Annotated in this window: 27 protein-coding genes; 14 read left to right on the top strand and 13 right to left on the bottom strand. The window is 70.5% G+C overall.

Annotated features, from left to right (window positions below; genetic code table 11):
- Nucleotides 1-365: 365 nt before the first annotated feature.
- A complete protein-coding gene (locus ON38_RS12200; protein ID WP_039824847.1) occupies nt 366-1,241 on the bottom strand; it encodes an alpha/beta fold hydrolase in 876 nt (291 codons plus the stop codon).
- A gap of 71 nt (nt 1,242-1,312) precedes the next feature.
- Between ON38_RS12200 and ON38_RS12205 the strand changes: the two genes are divergently transcribed.
- Together ON38_RS12205 and ON38_RS12210 are read left to right on the top strand one after the other, a co-directional pair.
- Nucleotides 1,313-2,086: an AraC family transcriptional regulator gene (locus ON38_RS12205; RefSeq protein ID WP_039824848.1), complete on the top strand. Its 774-nt coding sequence runs from the start codon at nt 1,313-1,315 to the stop codon at nt 2,084-2,086.
- Between the two features lie 100 nt (nt 2,087-2,186).
- Entirely contained in the window at nt 2,187-3,011 is an 825-nt protein-coding gene (locus ON38_RS12210) for a YceI family protein (protein WP_039824932.1), read from the top strand.
- A gap of 32 nt (nt 3,012-3,043) precedes the next feature.
- Here ON38_RS12210 and ON38_RS12215 read toward each other — a convergent pair whose 3' ends face one another.
- Complete coding sequence (locus tag ON38_RS12215; RefSeq protein ID WP_039824849.1) at nt 3,044-4,261, bottom strand: flavin-dependent oxidoreductase; 1,218 nt, start codon at nt 4,259-4,261, stop codon at nt 3,044-3,046.
- Complete coding sequence (locus ON38_RS34110) at nt 4,258-4,827, bottom strand: chorismate--pyruvate lyase family protein (protein ID WP_306306666.1); 570 nt, start codon at nt 4,825-4,827, stop codon at nt 4,258-4,260. The genes ON38_RS12215 and ON38_RS34110 overlap by 4 nt, the downstream gene beginning before the upstream one ends.
- Before the next feature lie 102 nt (nt 4,828-4,929).
- Between ON38_RS34110 and ON38_RS12225 the strand changes: the two genes are divergently transcribed.
- The 8 genes from ON38_RS12225 to ON38_RS12255 all read left to right on the top strand — a co-directional run bounded on the left by ON38_RS12225 (nt 4,930) and on the right by ON38_RS12255 (nt 10,278).
- Complete coding sequence (locus tag ON38_RS12225; RefSeq protein ID WP_039824850.1) at nt 4,930-6,009, top strand: NAD(P)H-dependent amine dehydrogenase family protein; 1,080 nt, start codon at nt 4,930-4,932, stop codon at nt 6,007-6,009.
- A complete protein-coding gene (locus ON38_RS12230; protein ID WP_039824851.1) occupies nt 6,006-6,521 on the top strand; it encodes a carboxymuconolactone decarboxylase family protein in 516 nt (171 codons plus the stop codon). The genes ON38_RS12225 and ON38_RS12230 overlap by 4 nt, the downstream gene beginning before the upstream one ends.
- Before the next feature lie 151 nt (nt 6,522-6,672).
- Nucleotides 6,673-7,152: a hypothetical protein gene (locus ON38_RS12235; protein WP_039824852.1), complete on the top strand. Its 480-nt coding sequence runs from the start codon at nt 6,673-6,675 to the stop codon at nt 7,150-7,152.
- Nucleotides 7,153-7,252: 100 nt separating this feature from the next.
- Complete coding sequence (locus ON38_RS38055; protein WP_306306667.1) at nt 7,253-7,729, top strand: NAD-dependent epimerase/dehydratase family protein; 477 nt, start codon at nt 7,253-7,255, stop codon at nt 7,727-7,729.
- Nucleotides 7,678-8,337: a Rossmann-fold NAD(P)-binding domain-containing protein gene (locus ON38_RS38060; RefSeq protein WP_306306668.1), complete on the top strand. Its 660-nt coding sequence runs from the start codon at nt 7,678-7,680 to the stop codon at nt 8,335-8,337. Before ON38_RS38055 ends, ON38_RS38060 begins: the two co-directional genes overlap by 52 nt.
- Nucleotides 8,338-8,346: 9 nt before the next feature.
- Nucleotides 8,347-9,186 (top strand): SDR family oxidoreductase, encoded by an 840-nt coding sequence (locus tag ON38_RS12245; RefSeq protein WP_051164645.1) that lies wholly within the window; start codon nt 8,347-8,349, stop codon nt 9,184-9,186.
- Nucleotides 9,183-9,914 (top strand): phosphodiesterase, encoded by a 732-nt coding sequence (locus ON38_RS12250; protein WP_083872585.1) that lies wholly within the window; start codon nt 9,183-9,185, stop codon nt 9,912-9,914. Before ON38_RS12245 ends, ON38_RS12250 begins: the two co-directional genes overlap by 4 nt.
- 64 nt (nt 9,915-9,978) lie before the next feature.
- Nucleotides 9,979-10,278, top strand: coding sequence for a hypothetical protein (locus tag ON38_RS12255; protein WP_051164647.1), 300 nt, complete (start codon nt 9,979-9,981; stop codon nt 10,276-10,278).
- 382 nt (nt 10,279-10,660) lie between these two features.
- On the opposite strand, the gene ON38_RS12260 is transcribed toward ON38_RS12255, so the two are convergent.
- The 3 genes from ON38_RS12260 to ON38_RS12270 form a co-directional block, all read right to left on the bottom strand.
- Complete coding sequence (locus tag ON38_RS12260) at nt 10,661-11,356, bottom strand: NUDIX hydrolase (RefSeq protein WP_039824853.1); 696 nt, start codon at nt 11,354-11,356, stop codon at nt 10,661-10,663.
- 52 nt (nt 11,357-11,408) lie between these two features.
- Entirely contained in the window at nt 11,409-12,053 is a 645-nt protein-coding gene (gene lexA / locus ON38_RS12265; RefSeq protein WP_039824854.1) for a transcriptional repressor LexA, read from the bottom strand.
- A gap of 81 nt (nt 12,054-12,134) precedes the next feature.
- Nucleotides 12,135-12,725, bottom strand: a complete 591-nt coding sequence (locus ON38_RS12270) for an NADPH-dependent FMN reductase (protein ID WP_039824855.1) — start codon at nt 12,723-12,725, stop codon at nt 12,135-12,137.
- A 241-nt stretch (nt 12,726-12,966) separates the two neighbouring features.
- On the opposite strand from ON38_RS12270, the gene ON38_RS35965 reads away from it, so the two are divergent.
- Both ON38_RS35965 and ON38_RS34115 read left to right on the top strand, forming a co-directional pair.
- Nucleotides 12,967-13,428: a GNAT family N-acetyltransferase gene (locus tag ON38_RS35965; RefSeq protein WP_039824856.1), complete on the top strand. Its 462-nt coding sequence runs from the start codon at nt 12,967-12,969 to the stop codon at nt 13,426-13,428.
- 17 nt (nt 13,429-13,445) lie between these two features.
- Entirely contained in the window at nt 13,446-14,267 is an 822-nt protein-coding gene (locus ON38_RS34115) for a hypothetical protein (RefSeq protein ID WP_051164648.1), read from the top strand.
- A 4-nt stretch (nt 14,268-14,271) separates the two neighbouring features.
- On the opposite strand, the gene ON38_RS12290 is transcribed toward ON38_RS34115, so the two are convergent.
- Genes ON38_RS12290 through ON38_RS12305 form a run of 4 tightly spaced genes read right to left on the bottom strand, consistent with a single transcriptional unit; the run spans nt 14,272 to nt 19,028 of the window.
- Entirely contained in the window at nt 14,272-15,249 is a 978-nt protein-coding gene (locus tag ON38_RS12290; RefSeq protein ID WP_039824859.1) for an SCO2521 family protein, read from the bottom strand.
- Between the two features lies 1 nt (nt 15,250).
- A complete protein-coding gene (locus ON38_RS12295; RefSeq protein WP_039824860.1) occupies nt 15,251-16,252 on the bottom strand; it encodes an SCO2522 family protein in 1,002 nt (333 codons plus the stop codon).
- A complete protein-coding gene (locus ON38_RS12300; RefSeq protein ID WP_039824861.1) occupies nt 16,253-17,167 on the bottom strand; it encodes an SCO2523 family variant P-loop protein in 915 nt (304 codons plus the stop codon).
- A 10-nt stretch (nt 17,168-17,177) separates the two neighbouring features.
- Nucleotides 17,178-19,028: an SCO2524 family protein gene (locus ON38_RS12305; RefSeq protein WP_039824862.1), complete on the bottom strand. Its 1,851-nt coding sequence runs from the start codon at nt 19,026-19,028 to the stop codon at nt 17,178-17,180.
- Nucleotides 19,029-19,280: 252 nt separating this feature from the next.
- On the opposite strand from ON38_RS12305, the gene ON38_RS12310 reads away from it, so the two are divergent.
- Entirely contained in the window at nt 19,281-20,882 is a 1,602-nt protein-coding gene (locus ON38_RS12310; RefSeq protein ID WP_245564015.1) for a Na+/H+ antiporter, read from the top strand.
- Between the two features lie 10 nt (nt 20,883-20,892).
- Here ON38_RS12310 and ON38_RS12315 read toward each other — a convergent pair whose 3' ends face one another.
- The 3 genes from ON38_RS12315 to ON38_RS12325 form a co-directional block, all read right to left on the bottom strand.
- On the bottom strand, nt 20,893-21,549 hold the full coding sequence (locus tag ON38_RS12315) for a UdgX family uracil-DNA binding protein (RefSeq protein ID WP_039824864.1): 657 nt from the start codon (nt 21,547-21,549) through the stop codon (nt 20,893-20,895).
- Nucleotides 21,550-21,557: 8 nt separating this feature from the next.
- Entirely contained in the window at nt 21,558-21,884 is a 327-nt protein-coding gene (locus ON38_RS12320) for a hypothetical protein (RefSeq protein ID WP_039824865.1), read from the bottom strand.
- 136 nt (nt 21,885-22,020) lie between these two features.
- Nucleotides 22,021-22,533, bottom strand: coding sequence for a MarR family winged helix-turn-helix transcriptional regulator (locus ON38_RS12325; protein WP_039824866.1), 513 nt, complete (start codon nt 22,531-22,533; stop codon nt 22,021-22,023).
- A 94-nt stretch (nt 22,534-22,627) separates the two neighbouring features.
- Between ON38_RS12325 and ON38_RS12330 the strand changes: the two genes are divergently transcribed.
- On the top strand, nt 22,628-24,712 hold the full coding sequence (locus tag ON38_RS12330; protein ID WP_083872589.1) for an MMPL family transporter: 2,085 nt from the start codon (nt 22,628-22,630) through the stop codon (nt 24,710-24,712).
- The last annotated feature ends 127 nt before the right edge of the window (nt 24,713-24,839 follow it).

The following is a 24,839-nucleotide window of genomic DNA, read 5'->3' on the forward strand; positions in this document are numbered from 1 at the left end:
TCCGGGCCGCGGCAGTAGCGAGCGCGACGCGCCCGGTTCCGGTGCCCGCGTGGTTTCATGAATGGTGGCTACCCCGGTGGCCCGCACTCATGCCCTCGACCGGTACCGCCACGGGCGCGCATCACGCCCGGCTGCTCGGCCGTCGCCGGGCACGGTGGGCCGGACTGTGGCCGGGCACGGGGCCCGGCCGTCGCTGGGTACCGTCGGTCGGCAGTCACCAGCGTTCGGCCCGGCTGTCGTCGGATGCTGTCGGCCCGGTTCTCGCCGGGCACAGTCGGCTCGGCTGTCACTGGACGCTGTCGGCCCGGCCCGGCCCGCACCGCGTACGGCGGCCCGAGGCCGTCCGCGCAGGCCTGGTGCTCCCCTCACCTCGCGGGTCGCCGCAGCCAGTGCCGCAGTGCCGCGGTGACCTCGTCCGGTCGCTGTTCCATCAGGAAATGATCGGCGTCGATCCGCACCAGTTCGGCGTGCGGGATGTGGCGCGCGAGTTCCGCGGCGGTGGCGAGCGGGATCGCGGGGTCCCGGGTGCCCCAGATCACGGTGGTGGGACAGGTGATTTCGCTCAGCCGCGCGCGGAGCTCCGGGCGGACGCGGACCTGGTACCCGGCCCAGAAATGCGCGTACCAGCGGCGTCCCTCGGGCGTGCGCAAGATGCCCAGGTATTGCTCGAGCCGGTCGGGCGTGAAGGTGCCGTTCCGTAGGTATCGGTGCAGACCCCAGCGGTGCACGGCGTGGATCGGGGGCGTCGCGAGCAGGCGTCGGCCGAGCCCGTGCCGGGCGGCGGTGGTGAACGCGCCGAACAGCAGCGCGTAGCGCGTGACGAAGGTCCCGTGGGCCCGCGAGTTGAGAATCGCCAGCCGCCGGACGCGGTCCGGGTGGCGCTGGACCAGGCCCAGCCCCAGGAATCCGCCGTAGTCGTGGCACGCCAGGTCGACGCGGTCGAGTGCGAGCGCGTCCAGCATGCGCGCGAGCCGGTCGACCTCGCTGTCGTAATCGCAGGGCAGGGTCGTATCGCGCGCGGAAGCACCCCAGCCGAGCCAGTCCGGCGCGATCACCCGCCGGCTGCCGGACAGCGGCCCGATCTGCTCCCGCCAGGCCAGATGGGACTGCGGCCAACCATGCAGCAGCACCAGCGGGTCGCCGGAACCCGCTGCGAGGTAACGCAATCGGGCGCCATCCACGGTCGTCTCGTACGGTGCGGGCGCCGGGCGCGCGGCAGGGTCGATACGGTCGGTCGTCATCGGCTGACTCCTGGGGTAGTGGGATTTTCGTTCGGGGGACCGGTCGAGCACACGCCGGTATCGTCGCCCCTATGACCACCTCGGCACTTCCGGAAACGTGCGCCCCGCCCGCGACGGCGCGGCTGTGGGTGCGCTCCGGGCACGCCGTCTACCTGGGCCCCGGATTGGGCCTGGCCCCGCATTCCACCGCCCTTCCCTCGCTCGGGCTCGGGGTGGACGCGCCGTTCCGGGTGCGCGCGGGGGACACGGTGGATATCACCGCGCGCAGTTTCCTGTTCCGGGCGCGGGTGGTCCACCACGTGACCGGTACGCAGGGGCGGATGCTGTTCTGTTTCTTCGACCCCACGAGCGCGCGGCTGAGCCGCTGCCTGGGCGGAATGACCCGGGCGAACGGCGATTTCGTGTACGCCCACCGGCACGAGAACGAACTCCTCGCCCTGTGCCGGCACCCGGAACCCGATATCGAGCGGCTCCTCGAACTGGCCAGCGTTCCCCTGCCGGTGATCCGCGACGCGCGGATCGCCGCGGCGACCGCCACGATCCGGGCCGACCCCGCGCGCCCGTATCGCGCCGCGGACTGTGCCCGGGCCGTCGGCCTGTCGACCTCCTATTTCCTGCGTACCTTCGCCGCGCAGACGGGGACCAGCTTCCGGCGCTACGTCCAATGGGCGCGGATGGTGCGCATCGCGCGTGCCCATGCGGCGGGCCACGATCTGACCCGTGCGGCCGCGGATGCCGGGTTCGCCTCGCCGTCGCATTTCAGCGATACTTTCCGGGCGATGTTCGGGCTCACGCCCACGGCCTTCGTGCGGATCGGCGGCGAACTGTCGGTCATCGAGCGGTGACGGCCACCGGCCTGTCGGCGGGGAGATGACGTGGGTATATTCGGCTTCGGCAACTAGTTGCTTGTGCTAATCAACTCTGAGTGGTGAAAAGGTGATGTCCATGCCCGGTTTGACCGGCCGCATCCACGGCGCCGACGGCTGGCCCGTACCCGGCGCGGTGCTGACCGTGACGGATATGCGCGGCCGGCAGATCTGCCGCGCGGAATCCGACGAGAACGGCGCGGTGGCCACCGAGCCGCTGCGCCCGGGCGTACACACCGCGGTGCTCACCGCGGCCGGGTATCAGCCCGCCGCCCGGGCGGTGCAGATCTCGTCTTCGGGTTCGGGCACGCTGGGCGAGGTGGCGCTGGTCCCGGTCGTCGATGCCGTGAGCCTCCCGCCGGCCGGCCCATGGACCATCGATCCGGTGCACTCCTCGGTCATCGCCACCGCTCGCCACCTGGGTATTTCCAGTATCAAGGCCCGGTTCGCGGAGGTGAGCGGCCGGCTCGACATCGCCGAGCGCTTCGAGCAGACCTCCGGCTACGCCGAGATCAAGGCCGCCGCCATCGACACCGGTATCGAGATGCGCGACACCCACCTGCGGTCCGCCGATTTCCTCGATGTCGAGAACTACCCGCTGATCTCCTTCACCGCCAACGGGCTCAGCCGTACCGGCGGCGACACCTGGGTGATGGCGGGCGAACTCTCGCTGCACGGGCAGCGCCGCCGGGTCGATCTCGCGTTGACCTATGGCGGGTTCGGCCCCGACCCGTGGGGCGGGGTGCGCGCCGCCTTCCACGCCGAGACCACGCTGCGGCGCGACGACTTCGCCATCGACTACAACGCGATGGTCCGTGCCGGCGTGGCGGCGATCGGCACCACGGTCAAGATCGATCTGGACATCCAGGTGGTACAGGGCGACCAGCTGCCCGAATCGGCCTAGAAGGGCGTCCGGTAGCCGGCACCGCCCGCCGGCTACCGGACGGCGCTGGTGCGCCGATACCCCTCGGTGATGGCGCGCAGTTCCTCGGTGGTCAGCACATCCTCGATGCGGTCGAACCCTTCCGGCGCCCGTTCCGCGACCATCCGCAGGGCGTGGTCCATGGGAATATCCCGGTTGGCGAGCACGACGGAGTTCGCCGTGTCGCGACGGGCCGATTCGTAGGCCGCCAATCCGGCGACCGGATCGCCCGTGCGGGCCAGTTCGGCGGCCACCGCCCGGGCGTCGAGGATCGCCTGCGAACCGCCGTTGGAGCCGACCGGATACATCGGGTGCGCGGCGTCGCCGAGCAGGGTGATCCGGCCGAAACTCCAGCGCGGCAGCGGATCCCGGTCGACCATCGGGTACTCCAGGACGGTTTCGCTCGCGGCCAGCAGAGCCGCTACATCGAGGCCCGCGATCCGCCAGCCGCGGTAGTGCGGCGTGACATCGCCGACCCGTCCGGTGTGCGTCCACTCGGCCTCGCCCTGCGTGTCCTGGGGCATGCGCACCTCGGCGACCCAATTGACGAGGACCTCGGCGCTGCCCGGTCTGGCGGCGCCCAGCGGATAGGCGACGAGTTTGGCGGCGTGATTGCTGCCGGCCATCAGCATCGAGGTGCCGGTGAGGAAGGGGGCCGCGGGGGCGACGCCGCGCCACATCCGGATCCCGTTCCAGCGCGGCGGGCCCTCGTCGGGGTACAGGTGCGCGCGCACCGCGGAATGCAGACCGTCGGCACCGATCACCGCGTCCGCGGTGAATTCGATCGAGGTGTCGCCGCCGTGCTCGTCGACGGTGACGCGGACCTGCCGATCTTCTTCGGTCGCGGCGACGAAACGGCACCCGGTCCGTACCGCGTCGGGGCCGAGCCGCTCGTGCACCGCATCCAGTAGCAACGATTGCAACCGGCCGCGGTGGACCGAATACTGCGGCCACGGATGCCCGGCCGCCAGGCCGCGCGGCTCCCGCCAGATCTCGTTGCCGAGCCGGTCGTAGTGCACCAGCTCGGAGGTGGCGACCGCCCGCGCGGCGAGTGCCTCGTGCAGGCCGAGTTCGGCGAGGGCTCCGGTGGCGTGCGGCAGCAGATTGATTCCCACGCCGAGCGGGCGCAGTCGCGGGACCCGGTCGATCACCTGGACGTCGATACCGGCCGCGTGCAGACTCAGTGCCGTGGTCAGCCCACCGATTCCGGCGCCGACGATCAGAACCCTCACCGCGCCGCCGCCAGCGGTACGTAGGCCGGATTGAACCGTTCGTGCAGGTGCGCCACCACTGTCGACCGGTGGTCGGACAGCACGCTCTCCTTGTACGCGCAGGGCAGGCCCTCCTGGCCGCCGGTCGCGGGCCAGCGCGTGACGCCCGCGCCCAGGACGGTGCGCGCGAGGTGGCGGCGGGCACCGGCCAGACTGTGGCCGATGGGCAGCCGTTCGTCGGTGAGCAGGGCGGTGAGCTCGGCGTCGGTGGCCACTACTGCCACGCAGTTCCACGACACGGCCGCACCGCCGCTGGTGATGAGAGTCGAGCGGCGCACGACGACGGGGTCGGCATCGGCGCAGCCGAGCGCCGTGCGTACCGCGGGATCGAGATCACGACCGGTGGTGGTGTGCTGGTCGGTGAGGTCGAGTGCCAGCGGGCGGCCGACCAGCGCCTCCAGCAGCCTGGTCATGGATCCGTCAGCGCGAAGTAACATGCGGGTAACCGAGGGTAAATCGGATTCCGTTGTCTCCGTGAGGAATTCCGTCACCGGGTCAACGATACGGGCGCCGCGCCGGAGCGGCATTCCCGGCGGCGGAGATATCGGCCACGCCGCGGCCCGGGGGGTATCGCCGGAAAGCTGCCCGAATCGCCCCTTTCACAACCAAGCGCTTGTTAGAATCCGGCGATGATCTCGACGGTCGTCTGGGGGACGGGCAATGTGGGCCGCGCCGCCGTACGGGCGGTCGACGCCCACCCCGAACTCGAACTCACGGCTGTCCTCGTGCACGATCCGGCCAAGGCCGGCCGGGACGCGGGCGAACTGGCCGGGCTCGACCGGTCGCTGGGTGTGCCGGCCACAACGGATGTGGACGCGGTGCTGGCGGCCCGGCCCGGGGCGGTGGTGTACGCCGCATCCGGTGATATCCGCCCCGACGACGCCCTCGCCGATATCGTCCGCGCGGTCGGCGGCGGCGCGGTGGTGGTGACACCGGCGCTCTACGCGCTCTACGACCAGCGCGGCGCCCCGCCCGAGGTCCGGGAACCGGTGCTGGCCGCGATCGAAGCCGGCGGAGGTTCGCTGTTCGTCTCGGGGATCGATCCCGGTTGGGGCAACGATGTGCTGCCGCTGCTCGTCAGCGGTCTGGGCAGCGTCGTCGAGGTGGTGCGCTGCCAGGAGATCTTCGACTACTCCACCTATGACCAGCCCGATTCCGTGCGCTATCTGGTGGGAATGGGTCAGCCCATGGACCAGGTGCCGCCCATGGTGGCGCCCACGATCCCGACCATGGTGTGGGGCGGACAGGTACGGCTGATGGCCCGGGCGCTCGGCGTCGAACTCGACGAGATCCGCGAGTCGGTGCAGCGGCTGCCGCTGGAAACCACCGTCGAGACCGCCACCATGGGCAAGTTCGAGGCCGGCACCCAGGGCGCCATGCGTTTCGAAGTGCAGGGCATCGTGGCCGGTGAGCCGCGCATCGTGGTGGAGCACATCACCCGGATCCACCCGTCGTGCGCGCCCGGATGGCCGGCCCCGCCCAACGGCGAGGGTGCCCATCGAGTGATCATCGAAGGTCGTCCGCGCATCGAGGTCACCGTGGAGGCGACCGACGAGGGCGGCAACTACGCGGCCGGTGGTAACGCCACCGCGGTGGGGCGGCTGGTCGGTGCGATCGACTGGCTGGTCACCGCCGGACCCGGCCTCTACGACGCCCTCGATGTCCCGCTGCGCCCGGCGGCCGGAAAGCTCGGAAGGAACGCCTCATGAGAGTTGACATTCCCGAAGGCAAGGATCCCATCGGCTACGTCTGGGGCGAGATGGTGCCCGGGATCGGAATCGCCGCCTCGAACTTCTCCCTGGCGGTGTATACGCACACCACCCTGGGCCTGCGCGAATTCGAGGCCGCGCGGCTACGGATCGCCCAGATCAACGGCTGCGTCTTCTGCCTGGACTGGCGTACCGAACGCGACGGACAGAAGGTGGAGGAGGGCTTCGACGCCGCCGTCGCCGACTGGCGCGGTACCGATGTGCTCGACGACCGGGCCCGGCTGGCCGCCGAGTACGCCGAACGCTACGCCGTGGACCATCACAACCTCGACGAGGATTTCTGGTCCCGGATGACCGCGCACTACAGCCAGGCCGAGATCGTGGAGCTGAGCATGTGCCTGGGTTCCTGGCTCGCCTTCGGCCGGCTCAACCATGTCCTCGGACTCGACGCGGTGTGTGTGCTTCCCGGCCATTCGGCGCCGAGCGCACCGGGCGCGCGTCCCGGCGCCTGAGTTCCGCCCGCCGGACCGATGTGATGAACCCGGGGAGTCCTGGGTAACTGCGGGATATGAAGACTCGAGACCGTATCGCCGAACCCTGGGGAGCACGCACCCGCTACGGTCCGGGGCTGTACGAACTCCGCGCGCAGGACCGAGGTGGCCGGTGAAACTGCATATCGTCATCGAGGAACTGCAGTACTCCGAACGGGAACTCGCCGGGGAACTGGCGGCCGCCGCGGTCCGGCACCGGGCCGAGTACGAGATCCACCACACCGCACGGGATCTGGCCGAACGGTCGCAGGACCATCTTCGCGAACTGGACGCGCTCGCACCCCGGTTCGGCGCGACGAACGGGCACGGCCGCCGGGATGCGCGGGTCCGCCTGCCCCGGGGGCGCCGACTGCGGGCAGCGGTCGGCCGGACGCCCGACCCGGGGTTGTGGCTCCTGCGGGATCTGCGCCGGCTGCACCAGCTCGCGGCGGGTGTATCGGTGGACTGGGAACTGCTCGCCCAGGGTGCCCAGGCGGCCCGGGAACCGGACCTGCTGGAGCTGGCCGCGCAATGCCACCCGGGGACGCTCCGTCAGCTGCGCTGGACCAACGCCATGCTCAAGGTGCTCTCACCGCGGATTCTCGCGAACTGAGCGGGCGGCCCGCCGAGCGGCCGAACCGGTGCCCGGCGGGCTGTGTCGACCCCGCGAACCCGGGTATGCCGCACACCCCGACCGACAGCGAGGTGAACATATGCGGGTGATCGTCACGGGGGCTACAGGAAATGTGGGCACCGCGGTGCTCGAACAGCTGCGCGGTACCGGAGTAGTGGACTCCATCGTGGGTGTGGCCCGGCGCAAACCGGAGCGCTCGTACACGGGAGTGGAATGGGTGGTGGCCGATATCCGTACCGCCGATCTGGTGTCGCTGTTCCGCGGCGCCGACGCGGTGGTCGATCTCGCCTGGGTGTTCCAGCCCACGCGCCGGCCCCGCGATACCTGGCGGACCAATGTCGGCGGCACCGGCCGGGTGCTGGCCGCGGTGGCCGCGGCCGGGGTGCCCGCCCTGGTGCACGCCTCCTCGGTCGCGGCCTACTCGCCCGCGACCGGTGACGAGCCGGTCGACGAGAGCCCACCGAAGGCTGGCCGGGGGCGTCCTACGCGGTCGAGAAGGCCTATGTGGAGCGGCTGCTGGACCTGTTCGAATACGAACATCCGGACTGCCGCCTGATCCGTATGCGCCCGGCGTTCACCTTCCAGCGCACCTCGGCCGCGCAGCAGCGGCGATTGTTCGCCGGGCCGCTGGTGCCCGGCCGACTGGTCCGGCCGGGGTTGTTGCCGCTGACACCCTACCCGCACGGGCTGCGCTTCCAGGCGTTGCACAGCGCCGACGCGGGGCGTGCCTATACGGCGGCGGTACTCTCCGGCGCGCGGGGTGCGTTCAATATCGCGGCCGAACCCGTCCTCGACCGCGCCGAGATCGAGCGACTGCTGAATGTGCGCACGGTCGAAGTCCCGCGGTGGCCGGTACGTACCGCACTGGCCGGCGCCTGGCACCTGCGCCTGGTACCCGCCACACCCGGCCTGTTCGACGCGATGATGCAGTTGCCGATCATGGACACCACCCGGGCCCGTACCGAACTCGGCTGGCAGCCGCGGGTCAGTGCGACCGACGCGCTGCGCGAGTTCCTCGCAGGCCTGCGTGGCGGCCGGGGCGGCGACACCCCGCCGCTGGCCTCCGACGCCGGGGGAGTGGGCCGGTATCGCGAGGTCACCTCCGGGGTCGGTGGCCGCGATCCGGTCGACGATCGGCGGTGTGATCGCGATCCGTCCGGGTAGCCGCGCCCTATGGCAACTATCGCTCCTCTACCGAAAGAACGTATAGGCGCGCCGCTGCGCGCCGTGGTGACCGGCTCCGATTCGGGGATCGGCCGGGCCATCGCGGTGGCGCTGGCCGGCGGCGGCGTCGATGTGGGGATCACCTACCACTCGGACGAGGCGGGCGCGGTGCGTACGGCGGGACTGGCCCGCGACCGCGGTGCGCGCGCCGCCGTCCGGCGGATGGATCTGGACGATCTGCCCACCAGTACCGCCGCCGTGGACGAACTCGCCGACGAACTGGGTGGAGTGGATGTGCTGGTGAACTGCGCAGGCACCGGCTCCGCGCAGAAGGCGATGGATATGGACTTCGACACCTGGCGGCATGTGCTCTCGGTCGACCTGGACGGCGCCTTCCTCTGTACCCAGCGCGCTGTGCGGCATATGACCGAGGCCGGGCGCGGCGGCCGGATCATCAATATCACCAGCGTGCATGAGCACGCCCCCAAGGTCGGCGCGGCGCCCTACTGCGCGGCCAAGGCAGGGCTCGGCGCCCTGACCAAGGTGCTGGCGCTGGAACTGGCCGAACACGACATCACCGTGAACTCGGTGGCGCCCGGTGAGATCGCGACCCCGATGACCGGGCAGGAGGACACCGATCCCCGGGAACAACCCCGGCCGGGGCTGCCGCTGGGCCGGCCCGGGCACGCCGAGGAAGTCGCCGCGGTGGTGGCTTTCCTCGCGACGCCCGCCGCCGGGTATGTGACCGGAGCGTCCTATGTCGTCGACGGCGGCATGCTGCTGATGGGGCCGCAGTCCAGCCAGCTCGTCGGGGACGAGAGCTGGCGTGATCCGAAGGGAGAGAAATGATGACCGATCGACTGACGCTCGCTCCGGTGTCGGCGCTGGTGCGCGGCGCCTTCGACGCCGGAGCCCATCTGCGGCACGCTCGCTTCTTCCATCCCCGCGGTGTCCGGCTCTCCGGCCGGTTCCGCGCCGAACCCGAATTCACCCGGCTGTTCGGTGAGGGAGACCGCGCGACCATCGGGCGCCTCTCGAAAGGGGTGGGCACTCCCGGCGGCGTCCCGGATATCCTCGGCCTCGCCTTCCGGGTGCTCGATATCAACGACAAGCCCTGGGATTTCGCCTTGGCCACCACGGGCCAGCGCCCGCTCGCCCGCCTGTCCCTGACCGTCGCACGCGGCTGGGACAGCGCCCGGTTCGGCAGTCTGCTGCCCTACCGGTGGGACGATTCGGCCCCGCTCTGGGTTCTCGCCGAGCCGGACCCGGGGCTCCCCGGCGGCACCTCGCTGGCGTCGCTGGCCCGGCATGTGCACGAGCACCAGATCGGGTACACGATCTCGGTCGCCGGTTACGGGCCCGCGCGCCAGACCGTCGGGCACCTGGCGCTGCGCGCTGCGGACCCGGGCGAGCATCGCACCGATTTCTACGATCCCGTACTCAATCACCCCGCCGATGTGGCTCTGCTACCGCGTGCCGTGCAGCGTCTGCGGGAATCGGCCTACGACGGCAGCCGCCGTGGTCGTGGCGTCGAGGACCGGGAGACCGGGCGGGTCGAGGTGGATCCGCACCGGTGACGGTGGGCGCGAGGAAATCGGCGGCGAGTTGTTTGCGCGGCGCCGTCCGGGAAAACACGCGACCATGAACGACACCGAGGACCCCGGCACGGAATCCCCTGAGATCGCCGAGTGGGCGAGCAGCGCGATTCCCTCGACCGGCGAACAACTGGACGAAGACGAACTGGCCGCCGACCCGCTCGAGGAGGGTATGGATCCGCCCGACCACTGGTCGGCCGCGGACCGTTACGCCACGACCCCGCGGGAGCAGCGGGAGGGTGAGCCGATGGAGCGCCGGCTGGCGGAGGAAGAGCCCGATATCGTGCCGGAGGGTCAGCGTTCGGCGAGCCGGCCCGATGCGCAGCCCGGCACCGAGCGGTCCTGAAGCCCGAGTTCCTGGGCGACGTCCGTAAGAGACGGGGCCGCGTCGACCCGGCAGGCGATCTGTGCGGTTCGCCGACGCCGGGTACGGCGCGGCCGCCGTGCGGATCGGGCGGTACCCGATTCCGACCCGCGGCCCGGGTGCGGATCGGGCGGTACGTCATTCCGTCGCGCGGCCCGGGTGCGGATCGGGCGGTACCCCATTCCGTCCGGCGGCACCGCGGACCGGCCGGTCGACCGTCGCAATTTCCGTGGCCCGCCTGCCTGAGCGGCCACTCCTGACGAGCCGACAGAACGCCGCAACCGCCACGGGCCGCCGGAGTGCGCACCGTTGCGGTCGTGGCGTATCGGCGGTCGGTCTGCGCCGGAGCGGAGGTGGGGTGGGCTCAGTGACGGGTCCAGGTGGGCTGAGCGAAATCCGCGACCCGGGCCGCCCTCGGTTCGGTGCCCAGCAGCACCACTTCCCGGAACTGCCAGAGCATGGCGCCCGTGGGGGCGTGAATCGTCATATTCGGACCCAAGCGCATCTGCAGCAGGCCCGGTTCACCGGGCGGCGCGTCGACCGCCGGGGCGCCATCGTGCATCCGGGCGGAATCCGGCAGCACCCAGTGCGGTGTGTCGTCGGCGGCGAGCCGGTCGAACGCGGCCCGGTGCACCGAATGGACTTCGTCGGCGTTGGGCTGCAGGCGGGTGATGTCCGGCAGCGTCGCCACCAGGGGAGTGATGGCGAATCCGGAGCTGGCCGGGAAATCGTCGAGGGTGCCGAGTACGTCCGCGGGGCCGGTGGTCAGTCCGAGTTCTTCGTGCAGTTCGCGCAGGGCGGCCTGCTGTGTGGTCTCGCCCGGTTCGACGCGGCCGCCGGGCAGCGCCCACTGCCCGGCATTGCGGCCGCGATAGGCACGTTTGATGACCAGCACCGACAGCGACCCGCCGCTTTCCACCACGCACAGCACCACGGCGGCCCGGCGCAGTCCCTCGGTATCGGGGACCGCGATCCGCGGGAACACCGCCAGCCGGGCCCGTGCGAGGGTGCGGAAATCTTCGAGGTTGTGGGGGACCCGTGGTCCCGGGTCTACGCCCATACGTTCGATCATGCACCATGGGCCCGCCGCGGCCGGGCGGTGGGCGCGGCGTTCACATCCGCCGCATCACCGAGACCACCTTGCCCAGCACCACCGCGTGGTCGCCGTCGATCACCTGATAGGCGGGGTTGCGCGGCTCCAGGTACACATGACCGCCCCGGCGGCGGAACACCTTGACCGTCGCTTCCCCGTCCAGCATCGCGGCGACGATCTCCCCGGTCTGCGCGTCGGGCTGGCGGCGCACCACCACGATATCCCCGTCGCAGATGGCGGCGTCCACCATCGAATCCCCGCGCACCCGCAACGCGAACACGGTGCCGCGGCCCACGAGTTCCCGTGGCAGCGTGAGCACATCGTCGGTGTGCTCGTCGGCGAGGATCGGTGTACCGGCCGCGATATCGCCGACCACGGGGACCGCGACGCCGTCCCGGGCGGTTTCCGCCCCGGCTCCCACGTTCAGGAACAGCCGCACATCCAGCGGCCGGGACACTCCGGCACCGCGGCGCAGGAATCCCTTCTCCTCCAGGCTCTTCAGATGTTTCGAGACCGAGGACGAGGAGCGCAGCCCGACGGCGTCGCCGAGCTGGCGGGTATTGGGCGGGTATCCGTGCCGAACCACCCATTCCCGTATCGCCGCGAGGATGCGGCGCTGGCGTTCCGGCAGGGTCGAGGTGTCGAGGTGGTCGTATTCGGTCACCGCGACATCGTATGACCAGGCGTGACGGTCGCTTCCGGCGTATCCGTTCCGGGTGGCCGCGCCGGCCGCGGGCCCGGTTCGTCATGCCGCGTAGGGCCGCACCGCGCGGGCGGTGCGCAGCGCCTCGCCCCACCAGACGAGCTGGTCGAGCAGGGTGGTGACCGCGGTGTCGGCGGCGGCGCCGGGCGCCAGTGCGCCGGTCGCGTCGCGCTGCCCCCACGGGTTGTGGAAACTGACGGTGTCGCGGACGGTGACGGCGTGCAGTTCGGCGAACACGGTGCGCAGGTGCTCGGTCGCCCGCAGGCCGCCCGAGATACCGCCGTAGCTCACGAAACCCACCGGTTTGGCCTGCCACTCCGCGTGGTGCAGGTCGATGAAGTTCTTCAGGGTGCCGGGATAGCTGTGGTTGTACTCCGGCGTGATCACGACGAAGGCGTCGGCGGCGGCGAGCGTCTCCCGGGCCTCGGCGATCCCGGCGGCGGGCGCGCCGAAGATGTGCGGTAGTTCGGTGTCGGCGATGTCGACGGTGGTGAGGGCCAGGTCGGCGCGTGACGATGCCCTGGTCAGGAACCAGTCGCGGACGGCGGGTGCGAAGCGGCCGTCGCGGCTGCTGCCGACGATGACCGCGACGTGCAGGGGTGTGCCGGTGCCGGATGCGGTGGCGATATCCATGATTCCTCCAGAGGGTGTGCCGGGCGGCGGGTGCGCCGCTCCGGCAACCACTCTGAATGCTCAACTATTGTTTAGGTCAAGTCGGGAACCGGCCCACTGTGACGGACCTCGGGCAGCGGGTATGCCGACAATAGAACGTGGCGCATCACGGAACGGTTGCGTGAGCTCTACACTGACGCGGTCGGCGAGTCGACGTTCTAGGCTGGTACCGGACGGCGTATGCCCTGGGACGAGGGAGCACATGGATATCGCGGAGACGCCACAGCCGGTGTACCGGCAGGCCCGCTTTGCCGATCTCGAGGACATCGCGGCCATCGAGGCCGAGGTGTTCGGCGAACCGTACCTGTACCTGATGCTGCGCCAGCTCTACGACCTGCACGGCTCGGAATGGCTGGTCGCCGAGGTCGCGGGGACGGTCATCGGTTACGCGCTCACCCTGGAGAAGTCCGGGCGGGCACTGCTGTTCACCTTCGCCGTGGCCAAGCGTTACCAGGGCGCCGGTTTCGGTCGCGCCCTGCTGAACCAGACCCTGCATGTATGCCGGGAACTGGGCGCGGACACGGTGTACCTCACGGTCCGGCCCGACAACCATCCGGCCGGAAACCTCTTCAAGCAAGCAGGGTTCGAGTTCGTCGAACACGATGACCGCTACTTCGGGCCGGGGGAGCCCCGCGACCTCTACGAATTCCGGCTCCATCCCTGAACGCTAAACTGGTTCGTATGGGCGAGATCTCGCCGTTCGTGGCGTCGGTCTCCACCAGGATCGCCAGGCACGCAGCGGCCTACACCGCCGAGCTGGATGCCGACGCGCATCCCGAGCGGATGTCACTGGACAGGTTCGCCGTGCATGTCGAAGCCGTCCTCGACGATTACGATCCGCCCAGCGCCCGCCGCCGGCACTCCGACACACTGGTCTTCCCCCATCTCTACGGCGCGGCCCGCGATCCGCGCCCCGACGAGGAGGGCTGGCGGGTGCCCAGCGCGGTACCGGCCGCGCTCATGGCCGCCGAAGTCGAGTTCCGTGGTCCGCTACGACTCAGTGCCCGTCAGAACACGCTGCTGGCCGAGGAGTACGAGTCGATCGGCGCGCGACTGTCGGAGGTGGGCCTGGCCACCCATGCCGCCCTGGCGTTCCGCCGTGCCATGGCGCTGTACCGGGTGAACGAGGACGACGAGGCCGAGGACCGCTGCGGCCTGCACCTGGCGCGGTCGAATACACGGGGCCTACCGCACGGCTTGCGGCGCTGGGCCGGGCAGGGCTCCTATCTCCTGTGCGGCCACGGATACCGGCCCTCATGGCTGCTGGGGTGGGTGATCCTGCAGATGCTGCTGTTCACCGGGGTGGCCCTGCTGGTGGGTGGTCAGGCGGCCGACCACACGATCTATATGGGCGTCACCGGATTCCTGAATCCGCCGGGCCCCGGTGATACGCAGGACCTGCCCGGCGCCGTCCGGACGCTGTTCGTCATCGAAGCGTGGACCGGCGCGGTATCGATGTCGGTGTTCTTCGCGCTGCTGGTCCGGAAGTGGTTCCGGATGTAGCCGGTCACCATTCCGCGTCGAAGATCTTGTGCCGCAATGCCGACAGCGTGGCGACCGCGATATTGTCCCGTAACCGGCCCACCAGCGTGTTCCACTGCCGGGAGAAACCGGGATCGTTCTGCAGATCCTTCCACAGCGCGCGCAGCACCGGCGGCGTATGCGCGCCCGGCATCCACAGCCCGGCCAGATGTTCGAGAGCGGGCGCGAGGATATCTATCCGTTCGCGGCTGTGCGGGGCGAACCGATCGGCTTCGTCGAGTACGTCGGCGAGTACCGTCAGCAGCCAATCGTGGGCGGCCAGATCCTCGCAGAACCGTTGCGCCGCCTCCAGATCGGTCTCGTCGCGCACGATCAGCCGCACCGAGCGGACCGTGTCGTCGTCCAGGTGCAGGGTCGCGGCCGGACCACTGCTGCCGCCGACCCGGGCCGTCCAGCGCAGCCGGGTCGTCCCGGCCTGCACGGGCGGGTTCTGGTCCAGCCGGGAATCGGCCCGGACCCGGGCCAGCAGCCGTTCGCTGATCGACGCCAGGTCCAGGGGGGCCGTACCCGGCAGTGGGTCGGCGGCGAGATACCCGTCGGCCAGGACATTGCCGGCCGCCATCCGTTCGGGGATCCGGGTGACGACCTCGGTGACCCCCTTCTGGCTGATGTAGTGGGACCACGTCTGGCGGCGGCGTTCCGTGGCCCGCACCACCCGGGTGCGCGCCGAGGACTGCAATACCCGCCCTCCGGCCAGCGCGAGACTGGTGGCGACCGTGCCGACGATCCGGGCGGGCTGCTCACCCAGCCGGAGATCGCAATCGACCCCGACCGCCGTGGTCGGGGAGAGGCCAAGCGTGCCCGGCCGCTCCCGCCAGCGCACGCCGCAGCCGGGGAGCAGCGCCAGCAGTTCGCCGGCCTCGGCCCTGGTCAGCGCCGTGGCCGACGGCAACAGACAGGTGCGTACCTCACCGAGGACGACCAGGGGCGCGGTCGCGGCCATCTCAGGACCCGTCGAGTAGCAGGTGGGACAGCCGCTCACTGATCTTGCGCGATACCGCGACGTCCTCGGCCGCACCCGTCGCGATGATCTGCGCGAGCACGTCCTCGTCCAGGTCGAGATGATCGAGCACCAGCCGGACGGCGTGTTCGATACCGAGATAGCGCTTGGGCAGCATCGAGAGGGTCTGATACGCCGCGAACGGCGCCGCGCCGGGATTGAGCTGCACGACGGGCGGCACCTCGTGCCAGCGACGCGGCCACGGCTCACCGTGCCACTGTTGCGGATCCACCACGGCGGCACCGTGATACCGCAGCATCCCCAGCCGTAGCAGATGCCAGACCGCGGCCAGGAACGGGCAGGACCAGCGGGTCACCGTGACGCCGTCGACGACCTGGGTGCTCCACAACTGCACATCCAGGAAGATGGAATGTTCGCGCCGGCCGAACTCCTCCGGCGGTTCGTAGGTGCGCCCCCGCATGGCCTGTGCCGGTTCGTGCTCGGAGGACCGGCGGCCGTTGCACAGCCAGCCGGATTGCGCGGTCGGCGGCCGGCGACCGGTATCGGGCGGCGCCGGTTCGGCGACGATCCGCGCGGCCACCATCTCGGCCACCGGTATCGGTTCACCCAGGGGTACCCCGTCCATGAACTGCGAGGTCTGCCAGCAGCCCGATTCGCGGGCCAGATAGTCGATGGTGAGCCCGGCCGCGTCGGCGGCGGTCAGCAATTTGCCGAGGACTTCCGCGGGATCGGTATCGGGCTGGAAGTAGTCGTCGATCAGATAGCACGTGCTGACCCGGACGTCCGGGCCGAAGCGGACCCGGGCGGATTCGGTGAACGCCGCGACCAGCGGCACGATCCGGCGGAACTCCTCTTTCACCCGTTCGAGATCGCCGAGCAGGTCGTTGAGATAGAAGTGCCCCACTTCGATCGACAGATGCGAGAGGGGAACCGGAGCGACCCAGGGCTGTTCGGTGGCCTCGGTGTAGACCTGCCTGTCCCGCATCTAGAGCCTCTCCCAGCTGGCGACGTCCACCAGACGCCGCGCGAGTTCGGTGTAGGCCCGCGCTGTTTCGTGGTTGGCGATATGGGCGTTGACATCGCTGTCGAGGATCAGCTGCTCGCGCCACTGCAGGACCGGTTCCATCGGCGTGGCGCCCAGTACCGCCGTCGCGCCCAGCCGGTTGGCGGTGGCCAGCCGGCGCAGCGCGACATCCTGTTCCTGCAGCCACGCCGCCTGCGCCGCGCGCTGAGCGGTGAGGTGCGAATTGGCGGCGGGTACGGCCGTGCGGATATAGCGAGTGGAGCCCAGCAGTTCGTCGAGATCGTGCCCGCAGGCCTCGCCGGTCTGCAGCAACCCGTGCGGACCGTAGACCAGGCCGGCCGCGGCCAGGATGTGCTGGCGGGTCCAGCGGTGGAAGATCAGCCAGCGCGCGGTCCGGCGGCGCAACTGCGGGAGCGCGGTCGCCTGCAGGGCGATCTCCAGCGCGACCGACCGGCCCGCGCTGAGATCGACGAACACAACCCGGAACTCCTGTTCCAGCGCCACCAGCAGTTCGGCGCACCGGGTCACCACCGCGTCGTCGGCGGTGAGGAATTCGGCGCCGCCCTCGTCGCCGGGGAACAGGACCAGTCGTCCGGAGCGGGGCGCGACACGTTTGAGTTCCGAACGATCGGTGGCGGTGCCGACATCGACGCGGGCCGCCGTCCCGGTCTGCCCGAGCAGATAGGAGTGCACGCCGCCGTCGGCGATGCCCCGTTCGACCGTGCTGATCTCGAACAGCGCGCCGGCGGTCGGGGAACCGAAATCGAAATCCACATAGGCGACATTGCGACCCGACATGCACAGGCGGTACGCGATATTGCAGCTGGTCACCGAGCGACCGGTGCCGCCCTTGTCGGACGTGGAGAATACGAGCACCCGAACCCCCTCAGCGCGTCGCGTCCTGGCGTGCGTACGCCAATTCGTCGAGCTGGATCAGCGCCTGCGTGGCCAGGCTGTAGGCGGTACCCGGACGCTCGTGCAGCACCCCGCGGGCTCGGTCCAGCGACTGCCGGATACGGTTCACCGCCGCCTGTTTGGGGGTCAGATCGTCGCCTTCGACCTCGAGCTCCTCCTGATTGAGCAGGTGTTCGGCCTCGCTCAGCAGATCGACGGCCCGGGCGACCATGGTCGCGGGGGCCAGCGGTGGTTCGCGGAAGGTGTCGTAGGCGATCACCAGGCATTCCATCACGCGTTCGGTGACGAACCAGGACGGGCCGGCAGGCACCGAGAGCTCCGGCCCGAGCAGGGCGGCCGGATCGTCCCACAGACCGGCCGCCGGGCCGTCGCGCTGAATACGCCCGTCGAGATGATCCATCGCCGCCTCGGCGAGCGCCATCAGCTGATCCCGGGTGTCGACATCGGTGCGCAGGCGCGCCGCCTGCAGGCAGCGTTTGAGCATCATGGTCACGAAATCCGGGACATACCATTCGAGGACCGAGCCGCCACCGATGTCCTCGCTACCGGCCAGGCCCAGCCGGACCCCCGGATAGTGCAATATCGCGGCCGCGTCTCCCGCGGTGAGGCGGCTGGTGATCCGGCCCCGGCGCGCCAGCTGATCGAAGACCGCCACCGTCCGGGCGAGATCCTCGGTGCTGTCCCGGTAGACCAGGTCCTGGATGAGGATGGCGGTGACGGTGAGACTGAAATAGTCCGATTCCTCACCGTCGGAGGTGCGCCAGGGAATGTCCTCCAGCGGCCAGCGGCCGCCGCCGAACCGGGCCACCGTGGACCAGTAGTTGCGGGCGAGTTCGAACCGCAGTTGCAGGGCGTCGGCGAGTTTGCGCTGCTCGTCGGTCAGCAGGTCCAGTTCCCGGATACGTTGCGAGGACAGATCGATGATGCCGTCCAGGGCGACGGCGGTGAAGTACAGATAGGGGCGGGGTTCGGCGTGCCCGGCCGCGTGGCCGACCTCGCCGGGTACGAACTCGATGGGTTCGGCGGTACGCACGATGCCCCAGCCCCAGCCGCATTCGAAGAGTCGCTCGTCGTCGGCGACGTCCACCTCGGCGGTCTGGCTGAGTCGCACCTCGTTGGCGGCCTGGACCCGCAGCCGCTCGAGCCGCGCCGACAGTCGCCGGATCACCTCGTCGGCGGGGGCGTGGTTCTGGTTGATCATGTGCAGGATCGCCTGCCCCGCGTCGGATTTCGGCTCGGGGGTGTGGATGACGAAACTGCGCACCAGGCCGGCCATGGCCGCGGTGAGCCGGACCCCGACCGCGTCGATCACCAGTGGAATGCGTTCGCTCAACTGCCGGGCCTCGCGCCGCACCTCACCACCGACGAATCGCTGGAATCCGCGCAGGAACCGCAGCGCCGCGATACACAGGCTCAGCGACATGGAGTAGGAGTCGACGATGCCCAGGGCGAGCTGTTCTTCGGTGAGCGGGCGGTCGCCGGCCGCGCGTAGATAGGAGCCGGCCGCGAAGACCGGGTCCCCGTCGGGGCCGGTGTAGCGCCGCAGATAGTCCTCGAGCAGGCCGACCAGCGCGCCGCCGATCCGGGTCTCCTCGCCGAAGGGATCGAGTGCCCGCCGGGCATCGGCCGCCATATCGTCGGGCTGGTCCAGGGCGAACGCCTCGAGCTCGGTGGCGGGGTACAGCAGGCACAGCAACTGTTCGGCGTCGCTGATCGAATTGCTGCCGTCCCGGCCGCCCCAGGTCCAGGTGCCGCCCCGGTACGAACAGGCGAGCACCGCCCGCCACAGGTCCAGCAGCTGTTGCCGCGGCCTAATTCTCATATTCCGTGTCCTCGCCCCCGCGTTCGATCGGCGCGCCGAACGTCGTCACCTAGAGTGTGCCCCGAACTCGTTCGCCGGGACAACTATTCGGCCGGTTTGGCGTTTGCCGCGAGATAACCTGAGCCACAATTGCTTCCGGTCGCACGAGCGGGGACCCCCGCGTGCGGTTCGCGACCTTCCGCGCCGCGTCGCCGGCCCGCGTCCCGCCCGGATCGGTCCACGCCCGGCATTGCGCGGGCCCGGAAGGTATGGATGGCAGCAGACTGGTATCCCATGGACCAGTTGGTGCTGACATTCGTGATCCTGTTCGCCGCGGTTCTCGCCGAGGCGATCGGGCGGCGGATCGGTGTCGCCTCGGCGGTACTGATGACGCTGTTCGGAGTCGCGCTCGCCCTGCTGCCGTTCGTGCCGCCGATCGCGATACCCCCGCACCTGATCCTGCCGCTGGTCCTGCCCCCACTGCTCTACGCCGCGGCCCGGCGCACCTCGTGGCGTCAGTTCGCGGAGAACTGGGAACCCATCGTGCTGCGGGCCGTCGGACTGGTGCTGGCCACCGTGGCGGCGGTGGCCGCGGTGTTCCACGCGTGGTACCCGGGCCTGCCGGTGGCCGCGGCCGTCGTGCTCGGGGCCATCGTCGCACCACCGGATCCGGTGGCGGCGACCGCGCTGGCCGGTCGTCTCGGGTTGCCGCGCCGGCTGGTGGTGGTGCTCGGCGGCGAGGGCCTGTTCAACGACGTCACCGCGATCGTCGTCTACTCGGTCGCGGTCGACGCGGTGCTCACCGGGCATTTCTCGGGCCCGCGCGCGGCGGGGGAGTTCGTGGTGTCGGCCGTGGTCGCCGTGGTGGTCGGCCTGGCGCTGGGTATGGCGGGCAGCAGGCTCACCCGTTATCTGGCCGAGGCGAGCGGGCAGGTCGCGCTCAGCTTGCTGCTGCCGTTCGCGGCCTACGGTCTCGCGGAGTCCTGGGGTGGCTCGGGGGTGCTGTCGGTGCTGGTGTGCGCGCTGTATCTGACCGACGCGGTCACCGAATTCGCCGATGCCGACTACCGCGTGGTCGGTAACTCGTTCTGGGAGATCACCGAGCTGCTGATCAGCGGTTTCGCCTTCGGGCTCATCGGTCTGGAGCTGAGCGCGGTGCTCGCGGCCACCGGGAACAGCTGGCCGCAGCTGCTCGGGGGCGCGGGCGCGGTGCTGGCCGTCGTGGTGGGGTTGCGGCTCGTCTGGTTGCTGACGACCTGGTGGCTACGCGGGAAGTTGTGGCACGACGAGGACGCCGACGAGCCCCACACCTGGCGGGAGACGGTGGTGACGTGGTGGACCGGCATGCGCGGGGTGGCCACGGTGGCGCTGGCGCTGGCCATCCCGCTGTCCACCGAGGCGGGCGCGGATTTCCCGGGACGCACCGAGATCCTTTTCACGGCGTTCGCGGTGGTCCTTTTCACGCTGCTCGTACAGGGCCCGACGCTGCCGTTGGTCGTCCGGCTCACCGGTGTCCGCGCCGACACCTCGGCCGAACGCCGGCTCGAGCGGCACCTGTGGGAGCGGGTGGTCCGGGCCGAACTGGCCCGCCTCGAGGAGTTGGCCGCTGCCGAGCAGGTACCCGAGGAACTCCACGAACGACTCCGGGAGGGTATCCGGCGCCGGCTGGCCCGGGCCGATCCGGAAGCGGCCGGCGAGGACGCGCGCGCCCGGGCCGAGCGGGAGGCGCGGATGACCGTGGCCGTCAGGCGGATCCGGGCCGAGGTGACCGAGGCCGGCCGGCGGGAGGCGCAGGCCGCGCGCCGGGAACCGGGTATGCCCCCGGATCTGGTCGACCGGGTGACCAGGCGGCTGGATCTGGGGCCGGGACGGTGATCCGCCCGGGTCACCGCCGCGCGGAATCGTGGATATAGCCGAGATCGGCCAGGAATTCGGTATACGCCGCGTGGCGGTCGGGCGCGCGCAGTACCGACGAAGGGTGCACCGTTCCGGTCACCCGGAAATCCGGACGCTCGACGAGGTGCCCACGCAATGACCCGACAGTGGCCGACGGGCCCAGCACCGCCTTGGCCGCGACCGCGCCCAGGCAGACCACCAGATCCGGAGCGATCAGGTCGAGTTCGGAGGCCAGCCAGGCCGAGCACGCCACGACCTCGGTCCGGCTGGGCTGTTTGTGGATCCGGCGCTTGCCGCGTTCGGTGAATTTGAAATGTTTCACCGCGTTGGTGAGGTAGACCTCCGCACGCTGGAATCCGGCTTCCTCCAGCGCGCGGTCCAGCAGCCGCCCGGCCGGTCCCACGAACGGTTCTCCGCGTAGGTCCTCCTGGTCACCGGGTTGTTCGCCGACCATGACCACGGGGGCGTGCGCGGGTCCCGCGCCGAACACCGTCTGCGTGGCGTCACGATAGAGATCGCAGCCGCGGCAGTCCGCCGCCGCCGCGCGCAACTGCCCGAGGTCGGCGCCGCCGGGGACGAACTCGGCGGCGCCGACCGGTTTCGGTGCCCGGCGGCTGTTCGTGGCCGCGCGGGCGGCGGGGCTCATCGGCGGGTCTACTTCCCCAGGGCTTCGGCCAGTTCGTTCTTGGTCATCTTGGAGCGCCCCTTGATATTGCGACTCTTGGCTTCGTTGTACAGCTGGTCCCGGGTCCGGCCCTTGGGCTTGTCGGTACCCGAGCGCAGGCCGCCGCGCCGCTGCGGTGACATATCGCGGGTGGAGGAGCGGCTGGCGGTCTTGGTTTGACCGGCCTGGGCGCGGTTCTTGTTGACCGTGCGCGCACCGATCTCCTTCGCCCGCTTCGTGCTCGCCCCTCGTTCCTTCGCCGAATCCTTGATGTGCTCGTACTGCCGTTCCTGTTTGTCGGTCCATTCCTTCGGCATGACACACCTCCTGTCTGCCCGGCCGTATACCCGCGCACAGCCGGGGCAATCAGCATGCGGGTCGTCCGCGGGTCGTGGGCGTCCTACCCCGGCCGCGCGGTGATATGCAGAGGTTCGCGAAGTTCGGGCGGACCGGTTACCGCTCGGCCGGCTCTCCTGTCAGCGCGGCATGGTGATCGCGCATGGCGGCGACGAGCGCCGCGAGCACCCGGTGTGCGGCGGCGAGATCGGCGGTGGGCAGGCCGGCGAGCGCCGCGCGGGTGCGGCGGCCCAGCGGGTGGAAGAACTCACCGGCCACCGACATACCGTGGTCGGAATAGTGCAGTAGTACCCGCCGCCGGTCGCCCGGATCGGTTTCGCGCTGGATATGGCCCGAGGCGATCATCCGTTCGATCAGGTAGGTGATGGCGGCCGGGGACAGGCCCATGAGTTCGCGCAGTTGTCCGGCGGTGAGCGGCCGGCCCTCGGCCTCGGCGGTGGCGATGTGGGTGAGCGCGCGGAAATCGTTGCTGCGCAGATCGTGCGAATGGGCGAACAGGTGCCCGATCTGCTCGGACACCGCGGTCAGCGCGCGGATATCGGCGGCGATCTCGGTTACGGCGTGTTCCCGGGTCGCGCTGTCCCTCTCCGCCGAGGGTTCGTGTGTCACCTGCGCCGTCCTTTCCCTGATTCCGCTCGCAAGAGTGTAGGTGGCCCGGGGCGCCAACCTTGCCTATTATTTCAGTTTCTGAAATAGTTGCCGCGTGAATGCCTGGGAACGCTTCGCCTCCGTGGTCACCGGCCGTCGCTCGTGGGTCCTGCTCGTCGCCGTCCTCGCCGCCGCCTGCGCGGTGATCGTGGGCGTCGGCGGTAACGACGACGCGGGCCGGGCGCCGACCTCGCTGCCGCAGGACTCCGAAGCCGCGCGGGTCGAGGCCGCGGTGGCCCGGTTCCCGGGCGGCCGGGACGCGCCGGCGATCCTGGTGGTCACCCGGGCCGACGGCGGGGAACTGACCGAATCCGACCGTGCCGCCGCCACCGAGACGGTCCGGGAAGTCTCCGGCACCGGCGCGGACGCGCTCGTGGTCGCGCCGGACGGTAGGGCGGCGCTGGGGCGCGCCACGGTCTCCGCCGACCTCGACGGTGCGGACCTGGCCACCGAGATCGACCGGCTGCGCCGGATGGCCGCGCAGCACGCGCCCCCCGGACTGACCGTGCAGATCACCGGCGGCCCGGCGTTCGGCGCCGATATCGCCGACTCCTTCGCCGGCGCGGACGTGACCCTGCTGGCCGTCACCGCGCTGGTGGTCGCGCTGCTGCTCATCGTCACCTATCGCTCACCGGTGCTGTGGCTGGTACCGCTGCTGGTCATCGGTCTCGCCGACCGGACGGCCACGAGTATCGGCACGGCGCTCGCCCGCGTCACCGACCTCTCCTTCGACGGTTCCACCGCGGGCATCACCAGCGTCCTGGTGTTCGGTGCGGGCACCAATTACGCGCTGCTGCTCGTCTCGCGGTACCGCGACGAACTGCACGGGCGCGGCGAGCACCGCGACGCGCTGCGCGCGGCCGTCCGCCGCGCCGGGCCGGCGATTCTGGCCAGCAATGTGACCGTGGTGCTGGCACTGTGCACGCTGCTGCTCGCGACACTGCCCAATACGCGTTCGCTCGGCCTCATGGCGGCCGCCGGCCTGCTGGTGGCGGTGGTCTTCGTCCTGCTGGCGCTCCCGCCCGCCCTCGCCCTGTGCGGCCGGAAGATCTTCTGGCCCTTCGTTCCGCACGCGAGTGCCGACGGGACCGCGGCGCACGGCGTGTGGCATCGGATCGCGACCCGGGTGGTCGCCCGGCCCGCCGTGGTCGCCGGCGGGGCGATCGCGCTGCTGGTCGTCTGCGCGGCGGGTCTGACCGGTGCGGATATCGGGCTGTCGCAGACCGAGCAGTTCCGGGTCCGGGCCGAATCGGTGGACGGGCTGGACACCCTCGCCGCCCATTTCCCTTCCGGCGCGTCCGATCCGACTGTCGTGCTCACCCGGCACGACGCCGCCGCGGCGGTCCGTCCCGCGCTGGAGACCGCTGCGGGCGTATCCGGTGTGATGCCCGGCGGCAGCCACGAGGGAATGGACCGGTGGCTGGTCACCCTAGAGGCCGCGCCCGAATCCGAGGCGGCCTACACCACGATCGAACAATTGCGCGGCGCGCTGGCCGCGATTCCCGGCGCCGAGGCCATGGTCGGTGGCAGTGACGCGAAAGCGCTCGACACCCGCGACGCCGCCCGGCACGACCAACTGCTGGTGATCCCGCTGATCCTGCTCGTGGTCTTCGCGGTACTGCTCGTCCTGCTGCGGGCGCTGCCCGCCGCGGTCCTGCTGATCGGCGTCACCGTGCTGAGCGCACTGGCCGCGCTGGGCCTGGGCAGCATGGTGAGCGCACATCTGTTCGGTTTTCCCGCACTGGATACGACGGTGCCGCTGTTCGCCTTCCTGTTCCTGGTGGCGCTGGGTATCGACTACACGATCTTCCTGGTGACCAGAGCCCGGGAGGAGACGCCGGGTCACGGCACCGTCGACGGTATGGTGCGCGCGGTCTCGGCGACCGGCGCCGTGATCACCAGTGCCGGGATCGTGTTGGCCGCGGTGTTCTGCGTCCTGGGTGTGCTGCCGCTTATCACGCTGACCCAGCTCGGCATCATCGTCGGCATCGGCATTGTGCTCGATACCTTCCTGGTGCGCACCGTCGTCATTCCCGCGCTGTTCGCCCTGGTGGGCCCGAAGGTGTGGTGGCCCAGCGGTTTCGGCGGCGAGACGCGCCCCGCGCCTGCCGCCGACCTCGCGGAGCAGCGGCAGTGGTAGCGGAGCCGCTCGCCGGTAAGTGAGTCACCCCCGATTCACACTATTCTGATAGGTAAGGCTAACCTGAATCCTGTTTGTACGATTCACAGGCAGGACGGTAGAGCGCATGGCATCGAATATGCAGCGT

The organism is Nocardia testacea NBRC 100365 (assembly GCF_000308775.1).
Taxonomy (GTDB): Bacteria; Actinomycetota; Actinomycetes; order Mycobacteriales; family Mycobacteriaceae; genus Nocardia; species Nocardia testacea.

Excerpts from the sequence above, each read along its gene's own strand:
- ON38_RS12270 (WP_039824855.1), bottom strand. The coding sequence starts at position 12,725 with ATGGATATCGCCACCGCATCCGGCACCGGCACACCCCTGCACGTCGCG.
- ON38_RS12315 (WP_039824864.1), bottom strand. The coding sequence starts at position 21,549 with ATGAGCCCCGCCGCCCGCGCGGCCACGAACAGCCGCCGGGCACCGAAA.
- ON38_RS12225 (WP_039824850.1), top strand. The coding sequence starts at position 4,930 with ATGATCTCGACGGTCGTCTGGGGGACGGGCAATGTGGGCCGCGCCGCC.
- ON38_RS12205 (WP_039824848.1), top strand. The coding sequence starts at position 1,313 with ATGACCACCTCGGCACTTCCGGAAACGTGCGCCCCGCCCGCGACGGCG.
- ON38_RS12210 (WP_039824932.1), top strand. The coding sequence starts at position 2,187 with ATGCCCGGTTTGACCGGCCGCATCCACGGCGCCGACGGCTGGCCCGTA.
- ON38_RS12255 (WP_051164647.1), top strand. The coding sequence starts at position 9,979 with ATGAACGACACCGAGGACCCCGGCACGGAATCCCCTGAGATCGCCGAG.
- ON38_RS34115 (WP_051164648.1), top strand. The coding sequence starts at position 13,446 with ATGGGCGAGATCTCGCCGTTCGTGGCGTCGGTCTCCACCAGGATCGCC.
- ON38_RS12245 (WP_051164645.1), top strand. The coding sequence starts at position 8,347 with ATGGCAACTATCGCTCCTCTACCGAAAGAACGTATAGGCGCGCCGCTG.
- ON38_RS12295 (WP_039824860.1), bottom strand. The coding sequence starts at position 16,252 with ATGCGGGACAGGCAGGTCTACACCGAGGCCACCGAACAGCCCTGGGTC.
- ON38_RS12320 (WP_039824865.1), bottom strand. The coding sequence starts at position 21,884 with ATGCCGAAGGAATGGACCGACAAACAGGAACGGCAGTACGAGCACATC.
- ON38_RS12200 (WP_039824847.1), bottom strand. The coding sequence starts at position 1,241 with ATGACGACCGACCGTATCGACCCTGCCGCGCGCCCGGCGCCCGCACCG.
- ON38_RS38055 (WP_306306667.1), top strand. The coding sequence starts at position 7,253 with ATGCGGGTGATCGTCACGGGGGCTACAGGAAATGTGGGCACCGCGGTG.
- ON38_RS12230 (WP_039824851.1), top strand. The coding sequence starts at position 6,006 with ATGAGAGTTGACATTCCCGAAGGCAAGGATCCCATCGGCTACGTCTGG.
- ON38_RS12250 (WP_083872585.1), top strand. The coding sequence starts at position 9,183 with ATGATGACCGATCGACTGACGCTCGCTCCGGTGTCGGCGCTGGTGCGC.
- ON38_RS12310 (WP_245564015.1), top strand. The coding sequence starts at position 19,281 with ATGGCAGCAGACTGGTATCCCATGGACCAGTTGGTGCTGACATTCGTG.
- ON38_RS12305 (WP_039824862.1), bottom strand. The coding sequence starts at position 19,028 with ATGAGAATTAGGCCGCGGCAACAGCTGCTGGACCTGTGGCGGGCGGTG.
- ON38_RS12260 (WP_039824853.1), bottom strand. The coding sequence starts at position 11,356 with ATGGGCGTAGACCCGGGACCACGGGTCCCCCACAACCTCGAAGATTTC.
- ON38_RS35965 (WP_039824856.1), top strand. The coding sequence starts at position 12,967 with ATGGATATCGCGGAGACGCCACAGCCGGTGTACCGGCAGGCCCGCTTT.
- ON38_RS34110 (WP_306306666.1), bottom strand. The coding sequence starts at position 4,827 with ATGCCGCTCCGGCGCGGCGCCCGTATCGTTGACCCGGTGACGGAATTC.
- ON38_RS12290 (WP_039824859.1), bottom strand. The coding sequence starts at position 15,249 with ATGGCCGCGACCGCGCCCCTGGTCGTCCTCGGTGAGGTACGCACCTGT.